This window comes from Tsukamurella pseudospumae, from assembly GCF_001575195.1.
Taxonomy (GTDB): domain Bacteria; phylum Actinomycetota; class Actinomycetes; order Mycobacteriales; family Mycobacteriaceae; genus Tsukamurella; species Tsukamurella pseudospumae.
Genome location: NZ_LSRF01000001.1, coordinates 735,723 through 748,326 on the forward strand (window position 1 = coordinate 735,723; position 12,604 = coordinate 748,326).

The 12,604-nt window shown below is 71.5% G+C and carries 14 protein-coding genes and 1 tRNA gene; 6 read left to right on the forward strand and 9 right to left on the reverse strand.

From position 1 onward, the window contains the following. Positions 1 to 19 precede the first annotated feature (19 nt). Complete coding sequence (locus AXK60_RS03420; RefSeq protein ID WP_068569544.1) at positions 20 to 1,486, reverse strand: SDR family NAD(P)-dependent oxidoreductase; 1,467 nt, start codon at positions 1,484 to 1,486, stop codon at positions 20 to 22. 14 nt (positions 1,487 to 1,500) lie between these two features. Next, a complete protein-coding gene (locus AXK60_RS03425; RefSeq protein WP_068569545.1) occupies positions 1,501 to 2,229 on the reverse strand; it encodes a hypothetical protein in 729 nt (242 codons plus the stop codon). Positions 2,230 to 2,376: 147 nt separating this feature from the next. On the opposite strand from AXK60_RS03425, the gene AXK60_RS03430 reads away from it, so the two are divergent. Next, positions 2,377 to 2,877: a gluconokinase gene (locus AXK60_RS03430; protein WP_197466722.1), complete on the forward strand. Its 501-nt coding sequence runs from the start codon at positions 2,377 to 2,379 to the stop codon at positions 2,875 to 2,877. A gap of 3 nt (positions 2,878 to 2,880) precedes the next feature. On the opposite strand, the gene AXK60_RS03435 is transcribed toward AXK60_RS03430, so the two are convergent. Both AXK60_RS03435 and AXK60_RS03440 read right to left on the reverse strand, forming a co-directional pair. Further along, on the reverse strand, positions 2,881 to 4,047 hold the full coding sequence (locus AXK60_RS03435) for an NADH:flavin oxidoreductase (protein ID WP_068569547.1): 1,167 nt from the start codon (positions 4,045 to 4,047) through the stop codon (positions 2,881 to 2,883). Positions 4,048 to 4,070: 23 nt separating this feature from the next. Continuing rightward, positions 4,071 to 5,234 carry an MFS transporter gene (locus tag AXK60_RS03440; protein ID WP_068569548.1) on the reverse strand — a complete coding sequence of 388 codons (1,164 nt, stop codon included), beginning with the start codon at positions 5,232 to 5,234 and terminating at the stop codon, positions 4,071 to 4,073. 62 nt (positions 5,235 to 5,296) lie between these two features. Here AXK60_RS03440 and AXK60_RS03445 point away from each other — a divergent pair, with 62 nt between their 5' ends. Then, entirely contained in the window at positions 5,297 to 5,911 is a 615-nt protein-coding gene (locus AXK60_RS03445; protein ID WP_068569549.1) for a TetR/AcrR family transcriptional regulator, read from the forward strand. Between the two features lie 3 nt (positions 5,912 to 5,914). Here AXK60_RS03445 and AXK60_RS03450 read toward each other — a convergent pair whose 3' ends face one another. After that, a complete protein-coding gene (locus tag AXK60_RS03450; protein ID WP_244881004.1) occupies positions 5,915 to 6,904 on the reverse strand; it encodes a DUF4185 domain-containing protein in 990 nt (329 codons plus the stop codon). A 136-nt stretch (positions 6,905 to 7,040) separates the two neighbouring features. Between AXK60_RS03450 and AXK60_RS03455 the strand changes: the two genes are divergently transcribed. Continuing rightward, positions 7,041 to 7,286: a hypothetical protein gene (locus AXK60_RS03455; RefSeq protein ID WP_068569551.1), complete on the forward strand. Its 246-nt coding sequence runs from the start codon at positions 7,041 to 7,043 to the stop codon at positions 7,284 to 7,286. Positions 7,287 to 7,345: 59 nt separating this feature from the next. Then, a complete protein-coding gene (locus AXK60_RS03460) occupies positions 7,346 to 7,960 on the forward strand; it encodes a helix-turn-helix transcriptional regulator (protein ID WP_068982472.1) in 615 nt (204 codons plus the stop codon). A gap of 49 nt (positions 7,961 to 8,009) precedes the next feature. Here the strand turns inward: AXK60_RS03460 and AXK60_RS03465 are convergent. After that, positions 8,010 to 8,095: transfer RNA gene (locus tag AXK60_RS03465), tRNA-Leu, on the reverse strand. 107 nt (positions 8,096 to 8,202) lie between these two features. Here AXK60_RS03465 and AXK60_RS03470 point away from each other — a divergent pair. Together AXK60_RS03470 and AXK60_RS03475 are read left to right on the forward strand one after the other, a co-directional pair. Then, on the forward strand, positions 8,203 to 9,540 hold the full coding sequence (locus AXK60_RS03470) for a M20/M25/M40 family metallo-hydrolase (RefSeq protein ID WP_175399917.1): 1,338 nt from the start codon (positions 8,203 to 8,205) through the stop codon (positions 9,538 to 9,540). Positions 9,541 to 9,583: 43 nt separating this feature from the next. After that, positions 9,584 to 10,120 carry a YbhB/YbcL family Raf kinase inhibitor-like protein gene (locus AXK60_RS03475; RefSeq protein ID WP_068569939.1) on the forward strand — a complete coding sequence of 179 codons (537 nt, stop codon included), beginning with the start codon at positions 9,584 to 9,586 and terminating at the stop codon, positions 10,118 to 10,120. A 77-nt stretch (positions 10,121 to 10,197) separates the two neighbouring features. Here the strand turns inward: AXK60_RS03475 and AXK60_RS03480 are convergent, their stop codons facing one another. The 3 genes from AXK60_RS03480 to AXK60_RS03490 are packed head-to-tail and all read right to left on the reverse strand — an operon-like array spanning position 10,198 to position 12,555. Next, positions 10,198 to 11,271, reverse strand: a complete 1,074-nt coding sequence (locus AXK60_RS03480; protein ID WP_068569940.1) for a quinone-dependent dihydroorotate dehydrogenase — start codon at positions 11,269 to 11,271, stop codon at positions 10,198 to 10,200. Between the two features lie 14 nt (positions 11,272 to 11,285). Further along, entirely contained in the window at positions 11,286 to 11,525 is a 240-nt protein-coding gene (locus AXK60_RS03485) for a DUF5703 family protein (RefSeq protein ID WP_068569553.1), read from the reverse strand. A 10-nt stretch (positions 11,526 to 11,535) separates the two neighbouring features. Then, complete coding sequence (locus AXK60_RS03490; protein WP_068569554.1) at positions 11,536 to 12,555, reverse strand: YncE family protein; 1,020 nt, start codon at positions 12,553 to 12,555, stop codon at positions 11,536 to 11,538. Positions 12,556 to 12,604: the final 49 nt, after the last annotated feature.

The following is a 12,604-nucleotide window of genomic DNA, read 5'->3' on the forward strand; positions in this document are numbered from 1 at the left end:
CGCGGCGGCGGGCCACCCATCACCACGGCGAGGGCTTGTAGTCCTTGAGGAAGCAGCCGTGCAGGTCCACGCCCGCCTCGCCCTGCACGATCGGGTCGTAGACGCGGGCGGCCCCGTCGACCAGGTCGAGCGGGGCGCGGAAGCCCTCCTCCGCGAGGCGCATCTTGGTGTGGTGCGGGCGCTCGTCGGTGATCCAGCCCGTGTCGACAGCGGTCATGAGGATGCCGTCCTGCTCCAGCATCTCGGCACTGGAGGTGCGGGTGAGCATGTTCAACGCGGCCTTGGCCATGTTCGTGTGCGGGTGGCCGGGGCCCTTGTAGCCGCGCCCGAACTGACCCTCCATCGCGGAGACGTTGACGACGTACTTGCGGCGCGCGGTCGACGCGGCGAGTGCGGGGCGCAGCTTCGAGATGAGGATGAACGGCGCCACCGAGTTGCACAGCTGCACCTCGAGCAGCTCGAGCGGCTCGACCTCCTCGACGGTCTGCACCCACGAGTTGGTGTGCACGAGATCGGGCAGCAGGCCGCCCGCGTCGATGGCGGTGCCGTCCTCGATCCGCGCCGCGGACGACGACCCGCCGCGCAGCGCGAGCGCGGTCAACGCGGCGGGGTCCAGCGCCGCGAGATCGCCGGAGACGCCGCCGGTGTGCCCGTCGAGGGCCTCGGTCAGGGCGGCGGGATGCGCGGAGCTCGCTCGGCCGAACCGGATGATCCGGCTCGCCAGCTCGGCAGGGACGTCGCCGGACTCGGCGTCGACGAGCGCGGAGTACGCGCCGGGGGAGCGGCGCACCGTCTGCGCCGCGTTGTTGATGATGATGTCGAGCGGGCCCCGGGCCGCGACGGCATCGGCCATCGCGCTGACCTGCGACGGGTCGCGCAGGTCGATGCCCACGATGTGCAGGCGGTCGAGCCACTCGGCGCTGTCGGCGAGCGCGGCGAACCGGCGGGCCGCGTCCGTCGGGAACCGGGTGGTGATGGTGAGGTCGGCACCGTCGCGCAACAGTCGCAGGGCGATGTACATCCCGATCTTGGCCCGGCCACCCGTGAGCAGCGCGCGCCGGCCCCGCAGGTCCGTCGTCGCGTCGCGCTTGGAGTGGCTGAACGCCGCGCACTCCGGGCACAGCTGGTGGTAGAACGCGTCGATCCGGGTGTACGGCTGCTTGCAGATGTAGCAACTCTGCGGCCGCAGGAGCTCCCCGGCGCTGTCGCCCACCGTGGGCGTGGTCAGCAGGACCCCGGCCGTCTCGTCGTCGATCCGCTCGGCGTTGCCGGTGGCCGTCCGCTCGAGGACGTCGCGGTCGGCGGCCTTGACTTTGGAGCGGGCGGACTTGCGTCGTTCGCGCTTGAGCAACTTGAACATGTGGCCCACGGCGCGCTGGACCTCGACCGACTGGGGGTCGCCGTCGTCGAGGAGCGCGGCGGTCTCGAGCACGCGATGGAACGCGGCGAGATCCTCCGGCGGAATGGGGCTGATCGTGTCGGGCATGCGAACAGTGTCCCTCATGACGGGAGGGGCACCGTCGTGTCACTGGCCGACAGGTCGAGGGTGACCGACTTCTTCTGCCAGTGCATCCTCGTGATGGTGAGTGCGTCGAGAGCGGGTGGGATCACCGTGGGGCGGAGCTCCTTGACCCACGAGTCGATCGCCCACGCGACGGGGATCGGGACCGGGATCACGGCGATCGGCATGGACAGGTCGGTCACCCGGAAGGTGAGGCGGCCCGCCTTGACGCCGACCGCGACGACCACCCGGATGTCGACGCCGAGCCCGAACGCCACGGGCAGCCCGACTGTCATCCCCAGCGACTTCCGGCGCGGCATCAGTGTCACCGAGCTGACGGTGATACCGCCCACCCCGCCGCCGGCCTGGGCAGCCTCGACCACGTGGCGGATCCACGACAGCCGCAGCGTGGCGGTCGCGGTGAGGGCGTCGACCCGCAGCCCGTCGGGCACCGGCGCGACGCCACGGGCGTGCCCGTCGAGGATGATGGCGTGCGGCCCCGCCCCGACGTCCCGGGTGGTGATCTCCAGGCCGGACAGGCGCCGCTGCAGCAGCTGCAGGAGCACGGGCCGGCGCACGTCGAGCACCACCGACGGGGTCGCCCCGAGGACGTCGGTGCACATCCCCACGAGTTTCGTTCGGAGACCCTCGCGGGCGATCCGCTCGGCGAGAAGCGCACCCACCACCGCGATCACGACCAGCAGGACCGCAGCGCCGAGCACCCACATCCGTGTCTCACCCCCCCGCTCGTCGCCGCGGTCAATTATGCGACGGGCCGCCCGGCCCCGCGCCGGGTGGCTTCCCTGCGCGCTTCGCCCGCGTGCTCCGCGCGGTCGTGATCTACTCGACGGGTGGCCACGATCCAGATCTGCGTGATGGGGGTGTCCGGCTCCGGGAAGTCGACGGTGGGCGCCGAACTGGCGGACCGTCTGGGCCGGAGCTTCGCCGACGGCGACGACTTCCACAGCGACGACAACCGCGCCAAGATGGCGGCCGGTCATCCGCTCACCGACGACGACAGGTGGCCCTGGCTGGGAACCATCGGGGCGTACCTGCGCGACGAGATGATCGCCGGGCGGCCCACGGTCGTGGCGTGCTCCGCGCTCAAACGGGCGTATCGGGACCGGATCCGGGCCGCCGGCGCCAGCGTGTACTTCGTCTTCCTCACCGGCAATGAGGGGCTCCTGCAGGAGCGTATGCAGAGCCGTGCGGGCCACTTCATGAAGGCGGGCATGCTCGATTCGCAGCTGAGCATCCTGGAGCCGCTGGACCCGGACGAGTTCGGCGTGACCGTCAACGTGTCCGGCGACGTTCCGCACATCGTCACCGAGGCACTCGCGGATTTCGCGGCGACCGAGGTGCCCGGCATCGCCTGAGCGTCAGCTCCCCTCGCGCACCGGGCACCGAGTCCGGGTGTAGATCGTGGGCATACAGAGGTTGCAGTGCGTGCAGCGGTCCGGCTCGTCGGGGCGATCCTGCATACGCCGGACGAGGTCGGGCGTGCGCAGCAGCCCGCGGCCCATCGCGGCGAACTCGAAGCCCTCCGCCATCGCCCGGTCGACGGCGGCCCGCTCGGCGATCCCGCCGAGCAGGATGAGCGGCATCGACAGGGCGGCCCGGAACCGGCGGGCGAGGGCGAGGAGATAGGTCGGGCGGTACGGGTACTCACGGAGGAACACGGGGCCTGCGGCCCGGAGCCCGGCCCGGAGCGCTGGGCTCGGGAAGGCCGCCGCGAACTCCCGGCGCGGTGGCGTGCCGTGGAACAGGAACATCGGGTTGAGGAGGGAACTCCCCGCGGTGAGTTCGAGCGCGTCGAGGGTGCCGTCGGCCTCCAACCAGCGCGCCGTTCGGAGCGCGTCGTCCGGGCTCAGTCCGCCGGGCACCCCGTCGGTCATGTTGAGCTTCGCGGTGACGGCGAGCCTGCCGCCGACCGCACCGCGGACGGCCTCCGCGACCTCGCGGGCGAGGCGGGCACGGCATGCGAGATCGCCGCCGTACGCGTCGCGCCGGTGGTTGAGCAGCGGGCTGAGGAAGGCGCTGATCAGGTAGTTGTGGCCGAAGTGGAGTTCGACCGCGTCGAAACCGGCGTCCTCGGCGAGGCGGGCCGCGTCGGCGTGCGCCCGGACGATCGCGCTGATCAGTGTCGCGTCGGGCCGGAGGGTCGCGCGCAGCGCCAGCGGGCTGATCATCCTGCTGGGTGTCACGGGGCGACGGTGCTGGGCGCCGTCGGCGACGGGGCCCGCGTGTCCGAGCTGGGCCGACACGGCCGAGCCCTCGGCGTGGACCGCGTCCGCGAGCCTGCGGAGGCCGGGAAGCGCCTCCGGGCGCATCCACAGCTGCCGGCGCTCGGTACGGCCCTCCGGGGCGACGGCGCAGTAGGCGACCGTCGTCATGCCGACGCCGCCGCGCGCGAACTCGGCATGGAAGTCGATCAGGTCGTCGGTCACCAGCGCGTCCGGCGTGCGCCCCTCGAAGGTCGCGGCCTTGATGATCCGGTTGCGTAGGTCGACGGGGCCGAGCCGGGCCGGGGCGAAGGCGTCCTCCATGACCGGATTAGAACATGTTCTGTTCAGGTGCGGGTGGCGATCGCGGAGGTCAGGCCGCCGAGTGCGAGCACTGCCGCGCTACCGAGCGCGACCGTGCCGAGGCCGTTGCCGAGCGCAGCGGCGAGAGGTGCGCCGAGACTCGCTCCGCCGAAGATGGCCACGGTGTAGAGCGAGGCGGCGGCGCCGATGGCCGGTGCGCCGAGCCGGGTCACCTCCGCCACCACGGACGGGGCGGCGAGAGCGATCGCGCCGATGACCGCGAACAGGCCGATCCCGACGGTGAGCGTCTGAGCGGTCGCGCAGAGGAGAGCGCCCGTCACGGCGATGCCGACCGCGGCCAGGATGCGGGCGCGTGGCGGGGCGGCCGACAGGCGCAGCGTGATCAGGCCCGCGACGACCACCGCGGGGAGCGAGCTCGCGCGCAGGATCAGGAGGGTCGCCGACGGCCAGCGGCCGTCCGCGCCGAGCGCGGTGTACAGCGCCACGAGAGCGCTGAGAAAGGTCAGCCCGGTGCAGTAGAGCAGGACCAGTCGCGGACGCATCAACAACCCGGGGATCGCGCGGTGCACCGCGCCCGCGGACGGACGATCATCCGCAGGTGCGGTGTCGGACGGAAGGAGTGTCCGGGCGGCGACCGCCGCAACGGCGGCGGCCACCGCGAAGACCACGAACACGCCGGTGATCCCCGCGAGTGGCGCGATGAGCTGCGCGACGACCTGGCCCACCACCGCCGAGGCCAATCCGGCGCCGATCGCGGCGGTGTTCAGTGGCACACGCGCCGACGATGGCGCGGTTCGCGCGATGTACGCGAGCGTGGCCGGCGTGAACGCCGCGGCCGCGAGCCCCTGCGCCGCGCGTCCGAGCAGGAACCACGGCGCGGACGGCGCGAACGCCGCCAGCAGCGTGATGGCGGCGGTGGCGCCGGCGCTCGCGACCATCAACCGGCGGGCGCCGAACCTGTCTGCGAGCGGACCGAGCGCGAGGATCCCGGCCGCGTAGACCAGGGCGAAGACGGTGCTCGACAGCGCGGCGGTCGAGTTCGTGTGTCCGGACAGGCCGCGGATCTCGGCGGTCAGCGGCAGCACGACGTAGAGCTGCCCGACGATGGGCAGGGCTCCGGCGGCGGCGATGACACCGGTGCGGAGCAGTACGGATCGGGATGGCGCAACGGTCGCGGTGGTCGTCATGCGGCGACCGTACCAACCGTACGGTTGGCGGTCAACCGTACGGTTGGCGGTAGTCTGACCGCGTGATCGACGCTGCAGGATACGAATCCACGCCCACGAGTGAGGCGTTGATCGCCGCCGCCCGGACCGAGTTCACGCGGCGCGGGTTCGACGGTGCGCGGGTCGCACGGATCGCCGCCGAGGCCGGGGTGAACAAGGAGCGGATCTACGGGTACTTCGGCAGCAAGGAGGGGCTCTTCGAGATCGTCATGGCGAAGGCGCTCACCGAGCACGTCGAGCACAGCCCGTTCCTCGAGGGGCAGACCCTGACCGACCACGTGATGGCCGCGTTCGACCATCACCGCCGCGACCCGGAGTTGGTGCGCCTGCTCATGTGGGAATCGCTGCACTACGACGCCGACGAGGGCGAGACCCCGCCGTTCAGCGATGCCCGCCGGGAGTTCTACCGGCGCAAGGTCGAACGTCTGCGGGCCGTCACCGGCGGTACGGACGACCTGCGCGCGGCGATCGCGCTCTACGTCGCGATCGGACTGCAGGCCGCGCCCTTCATGATCCCGCAGCTCGGCGCCGTCATCCTCGGTCGTCCGCTCTCCGACGACGACGTGCAGGGGCTGCTCCGGCCTCTCATCGAGCAGACGGTCCGGTTCATCGAGGAGCGCCTCACCGACGAGGGCTGAGCGTCAGGGCCGCCGCAGCGCGCCGGTGAACATCATCGACTTGTAGGGGTGGCCGACGGCGGTGTTCCACTGCGAGACGACGAGGTGCGCGGAACGCAGCGTCGACCCCGGAACCAGGTATCCGCCGTACAGCTGTGCGACGCGGCCCGCGGCGTGGTCCTCGTCCTGCCACGAGCTGCCGTGCAGCACCGTGACCGGATCGGACCACACGCCGTCGATCCGGTCCGCGAACCTGGCTGCGATCCGGTAGCCGGCGGCGTCGAAGTACGTGAGCACCCACACGCCCTCGACCAGGGATAGGGAGAGCTCCCCGTAACCCCGCCCCAGGCTCAGGTCGGTGGGCGGGTTGCCCCACGCCCACCCCGTATCGGCGCGCCAGCCCCACGGCTCCCACTCGACATCGATGCCGTCCCGCAGCGTTCCCAGTGTCTCGGTGCGCATCCGGTGCAGGCGCAGCCCCTTGTCGCGGCTGAGGCCGCCGGTCGAGACGGTGTAGGTGTAGCCGTCGGGTGCGGGGCACATCGCCCACATGCACCAGCAGCCGTCCGCGTGCCCGGCGTTGTACTGCGCGACCTCCCGCCAGGACTGTGCACCGTCGTCGCTGCGGTACAGGCCCGTCCGGACGACCGTGTCCAGGCTCTGCATCCTCATCGTGTGCAGGTACAGCGCACCGTCGACCTCGATGCAGGTGGTCGGCAGGATGGTGGTGAACCGGCCCGTGTCATGGCTGTAGTCGAGCAGTTGCCGGGCGCGCTGCGGATCGGGCCCCGCGGGGCGCCGGACGACACCGGCCCGGTCGCCGAACAGGCCGACGGGGGAGCGCCAGTCGCCGGCGCCGATGCTCAGCCCCTCGAAGGTGTCGCCGAAGACGTAGAGCACCTCGTTCCCGACCCGACAGGGGATTCCGAGGTCGGTGCCACCGACCCCGAATCGCGAGGCGGGTGTGATGTCGCGCAGCTTGCGGAACGGGACGGGTTCGATCGACTGGGGCACGTCCGCCACCCTGCCAGACGGTCCGCCGTCGCGCGGAGTCCGAGGGCGGGGGACAAGATCCGGCGAACTGTTCCGACTGCTCCGGATCGCGCGGGATTCCGTGGCGCGCGTGCGTCATCGGGCGCACCATGGAGAGATGGATACGTTCACAGGACGCGAGCTGTACGAGGCATTCCACGCGGACTACGACGCCGTTACCGAGCGGGACGCGCGGATCTACGACGCGGAGGGGCGGCTGCTCGCGCGCGGCAAGTTGGCGGCACTGCGACTGGACGAGTCCCGCGGCGGGGAGCAGATCGAGTACAGCTTCTCGTCACTGCACGGTGACGTGCCGTGGGATCCGAGCCACAGGATCGAGCTCGCGCCGCAATTGGTGCGGTAGTCGGCCCGGGCGTAGATTAATACAAGGTTTGCTTGTATTAATCGAGAGGATCGCCCGCCATGCCCGAGAAGGTCCTGCGCGAGAAGGTCCTGCGCCACGTGCGCGCCGCGGACGAGGCGCAGACCGTGGCGGAGATCGCCGGGGCGACGGACGTCCCGAGTACGACCGTGCGCTTCCATCTGCACGCCCTCGCCGAGGACGGGCTCGTCGAGGCGGCCGCCGCACCGTCGGACGGCCCGGGCAGGCCCAGCATGCTCTACCGTGCGCGGCCTGCGATGGACCCCTCGGGCCCGCGCGACTTCGCGCTCCTGGCGCACCTGCTCGTGGACGTGCTGGAGTCCGTGCCCGGCGCGACCGAGCGCGCCCGGCGGTCGGGACGCGTGTGGGGGACCGAGCGAGCGCGGTCATCCACCGACGCGGTCGCGGATCTCGTAGGGCTGCTCGATGAAGCGGGATTCGCACCGGAGCGGCGCGCCGAGGGGATCCGCCTGAACCGCTGTCCGTTCCTCGAGGTCGCGCGACGGCGACCCGGCGTGACCTGCGCAGTGCACCGCGGCATGATCGAAGGAGTTCTCGGTGCGCACGACGCGGACCTGGAGCTGGTCGACCTGGAGTCGTTCCTGGCCGGCGATCACTGCCTCGCGACGATCAGGCCGTCACCGCCTGGTCGATGAGCCGCCGTAAAACGCGAAAACCCCGGCCGGAGCCGGGGTTTTCGTTCTGTGCGCGGAGGGGGACTTGAACCCCCACGTCCATTAGTAGGACACTAGCACCTCAAGCTAGCGCGTCTGCCATTCCGCCACCCGCGCTGGGAAGCTCGTTAACCGTAATCCACGGCGCCCCGGGAATCCAAATCGCCACGTCGGGCCACCCGCGAGAGCCACCGTGTCGGCGCCGGACGTGTTAAATACAGGGCGTGGCTACGACTGACGTGAACGCGCTCGACGAGGTCGTCGAGACCGTGAGCTCCCTGATCCGCTTCGACACCTCCAACACGGGTGAGCTCGAGACCACCCGGGGCGAGGAGGAGTGCGCCAGGTGGGTCCAGGCGCGCCTGGAGGAGGTCGGCTACGAGACGGAGTACGTCGAGTCCGGACAGCCCGGCCGCGGCAACGTCTTCGCCACCATCAAGGGCGCCAACCCCAAGCGCGGCACGCTGCTCGTGCACGGCCATCTGGACGTGGTGCCGGCCGAGCCCGCCGACTGGAGCGTGCACCCGTTCTCCGGCGCCGTCGAGGACGGCCACGTCTGGGGCCGCGGCGCCGTCGACATGAAGGACATGTGCGGCATCATGCTCGCGCTGGCCCGGCAGCTGAAGTCCACGGGCACGGTCCCGCCGCGCGACATCACCTTCGCCTTCCTCGCCGACGAGGAGGCGGGCGGCACCTGGGGCTCGCACTGGCTGGTGGAGCACCGTCCGGACCTGTTCGCGGGCGTCACCGAAGCCGTGGGCGAGGTCGGCGGCTTCTCGCTGACGGTCGACACCCCGTCGGGCGACAAGAAGCGCCTGTACCTCGTCGAGACCGCCGAGAAGAGCATGTGCTGGATGCGCCTGACCGCGAAGGCGCGGGCCGGGCACGGCTCGTTCGTGCACGAGGACAACGCGGTGACGCTGCTCTCCGAGGCGGTGGCGCGGCTCGGCCGCCACAAGTTCCCGCTGGTCCTCACCGACACGGTGATCGCCTTCCTGCGCGCCCTCGATCGCGAGTCCACCATCGACATCGACCTCGACGGTCCGGACCTCGAGGGGCAGCTCGCCAAGATCGGCGGCCTGGCCCGCATCGTCGGGGCGACGCTGCGCGACACCGCGAACCTGACCATGCTCCGCGCCGGGTACAAGGCGAACGTCATCCCGCAGACCGCCGAGGCCGTCATCGACTGCCGCGTGCTGCCCGGCCGCCAGGCCGCGTTCGAGCGGGAGCTCGACGAGCTCCTCGGCCCGGACATCGAGCGGGAGTGGATCACCAAGCTCGATTCGTACGAGACCCAGTTCGACGGTGACCTCGTCGACGCCATGAACGACGCGATCCTCGCCTTCGACGCCGAGGGCAAGACGGTCCCGTACATGCTGTCGGGCGGGACCGACGCCAAGGCCTTCGCGAAGCTGGGTATCCGGTGCTTCGGCTTCGCGCCGCTGCAGCTGCCCGAGGAGCTCGACTTCGCGGCCCTGTTCCACGGCGTCGACGAGCGCGTGCCCGTCGAGTCGCTGTTGTTCGGCACCAAGGTGTTCGAGCATTTCCTGATGAACTCGTAGCCTGGAACCGTACCGCGCGAAACCCGACGAGAGGATGCCCACCATGACCGCTGCGTTCGACCCGTACGCCGGCCTGCCCGCCCTGCCGAAGCTCACCGTCACCTCCGAGACCATCACCGACGGTGCCGAGCTGCCCGTTGCGCAGCGCAGCGGGATCATGGGCGCGGGCGGGCAGGACGTCTCGCCGCAGCTGTCCTGGAGCGGCGCGCCCGAGGGCACCAAGTCCTACGCCGTGACCTGTTACGACCCGGACGCGCCCACGGCCTCCGGGTTCTGGCACTGGGCCGTCGCGAACATCCCCGCGTCCGTCACGTCCCTCGCCGCCGGCGCGGGCGACGGTGCGCCGGGCTCCCTTCCCGAGGGCGCGCTCACGCTGAACAACGATGCGAGCCTGCCGCAGTACGTGGGCGCCGCCCCGCCCGCCGGCCACGGCCCGCACCGGTACATCTTCGTGGTGCACGCCCTGAGCGTGGAGAAGCTGGACCTGCCGGCCACCGCGACGCCGGCGTACCTGGGCTTCAACCTGTTCGGCGCCGCCATCGCGCGCGGCTCGATCAGCGCGACCTACGCGCAGCAGTAGCCCGACGACGACAGGCCGCGCCCGGGAGTCCCGGGCGCGGCCTGTCGCGTGGTCGTGGAAGTGCTCGGCGGACCGGGTCAGCGATCGACGCCGACGGCGTCGGAGATCGACGCGAAGCCGTCGGCGCGCAGCCGCGCGGCGAGCTGCTTGTGCACGGACCGGGTCCAGAGCGGGCCGCCGTAGATGAACTGGGTGTAGGCCTGCACCAGCGAGGCACCGGCGCGGATGCGCGCGTAGACGTCGTCCGCGTCCTCGACGCCGCCCACGGAGATCAGCACCAGCCGATCATCCACGCGGGCGGAGAGCCGCCGCAGCACCTCGAGCGAGCGCGCCTTGACGGGGCGGCCCGACAGCCCGCCCGCGCCGATGGCTTCGACCTCGCCGGCCGGCGTGTCCAGGCCGTCGCGGCTGATGGTCGTGTTGGTCGCCACGATCCCGGCCAGGCCCAGCTCGACCGCCAGGTCGGCGACCGCGTCCACGTCCTCGTCGGCGAGGTCGGGGGCGATCTTCACCAGGACGGGCACCGTGACGGTGTCGAGGACGGCCTGCAGCACGGGTCGCAGCGACTCGGTGGCCTGCAGGTCGCGCAGGCCGGGGGTGTTCGGCGAGGAGACGTTGACCACGATGAAGTCGGCGAGCGGGCCGAGGAGCATGGCGCTGATCCGGTAGTCGTCGGCGGCCCCCTCGAGCGGCGTGACCTTCGTCTTGCCGATGTTCGCGCCGATCGGCACCGCGGCCGGCCCCGCGTCGCGCTTGCGCAGCTCGTTCGCGGCGGCGCCCGAGCCGTAGTTGTTGAAGCCCATCCGGTTGATCAGCGCGTGGTCGGCGGGCAGCCGGAACAGGCGCGGCGTGGGGTTGCCGGGCTGCGGGTGCGCGGTGACGGTGCCGATCTCCGCGAAGCCGAAACCGAGGGCGCCCCAACCGTTGACGGCGCGCGCGTTCTTGTCGAAACCCGCGGCGAGGCCGACGGGCGCGGGGAAGCGGACCCCGAACACCGTCTGCTCGAGGATCGGATCGCGGAGCGCGAGGCACCGTCGGATCGCGGCCCGGACGGGCGGAACGGCGGTGGTCCCGCGGATGAGGCCGAACACCAGGTGGTGGATGCGCTCCGGCGAGATCAGGAACATCACCCTCAGCAGAGCGCGGTACATCGCGGACATGGCGTTCACAACCCCTTCGTGGCGTCCGGCGGCAGCATGCCGGACGTTTTCGTGCGTTTGCGGCGCAGCAGCACCCGCCGAGATCCGTCGGTGTACAGCCGGACGCGGGACAGCTCCCACCCGCCGAACTCCGCCTCGATGGCGAGCCGCATCGCCGCGGTCACCCGCGAGACCTCCCGCGGCAATCGCAACGGCAGGAAATCGTACTCGTCCTCGTCGGGGGCGCTCCGGGTGCCGGTGGTCAATGTCCGTTCCCTATCGCGTCGGGATCGCCTGGATGCCGCCGCCGGTGGCCGACTGCACGTACAAGGTCCCCGTCTTCGCGTCGACGGCGATCGCGTTGGGCTGGCGCACCGTCGGGAACAGCTTGCGCTGCTCGGGGATGCCGGTGCCGAGCGCGTACCCGACCACCTGGTTCGTCGCGGTGCGGGTGATCCACATCAGCTTGTCGGTCGCGTCGTAGTCGACGGCCCACGGAGAGCCCGTCTCCGGGTACAGGAAGCGCTCCATCAGCGGCGCGGCCGTGTACCCGATGATCTGGTTCTTCCCCGTGTCCACGGCGAAGACCCGGCCGTCCGGCGTGATCGTCGCGTTGGTGACGCCGCGGCCCACCCGCAGTCCCTTGCCGATCTTCCCGCCCGCCACGTCGACGGTGGTGATGGAGGACTGCAGTCGGTCGACGACCACCACGTCGGAGCCGTCGGCGAGGACTCGGCTCGCCTCGACCGGGCCGGAGATCCGGCGGGGCTGGTCCGATACGCGCAGGACGACGATGTCGCCCTTCGCGGTCCCCGCGAGCCCCCAGACGCTCTCGGCGTCCCCGGACTTGCCGCCGTAGAGGGAGACCGTGAGCGCGCCGCCTTCGATGCGTTGCGTATACCCCTTGTCGCCGGTGATCGTCATGACGCCGTTGTCCGTGGCCACGAGGAAGTCGCCGTAGGGTTGCTCTCCCCAGCTCGGTACGACCTGGTGGGTCCTTGCTCCGGCGTCGATCCGTGCGACCTCCTTGAGCCCGCCGTCGACGGTGTACAGCACCACGTCGTTGCCGACCAGCGTCGCGAGCCGCCGGCTCTTCGCGTCGAAGGCCAGTCCCTCACCGGCGCCGGACGGGGTCACCGTGCCGGCGGGCGGCACCGTCGGCTCCGGCGCGACGGCCGCCTGCGCCGGGACGATCGTGGGGCGGCTCTCCCGCGAGGGGGTCGTCGAGCACCCGGCCAGGGCGACCGCGGCGACGACGGTGAGGGCGGCGATTCGGGACGCGAATGTGCGGGTCATGATCCCTCGAAGCTACCGCGCCCGGCCGATCACCGGTCCGCCCGGTAGC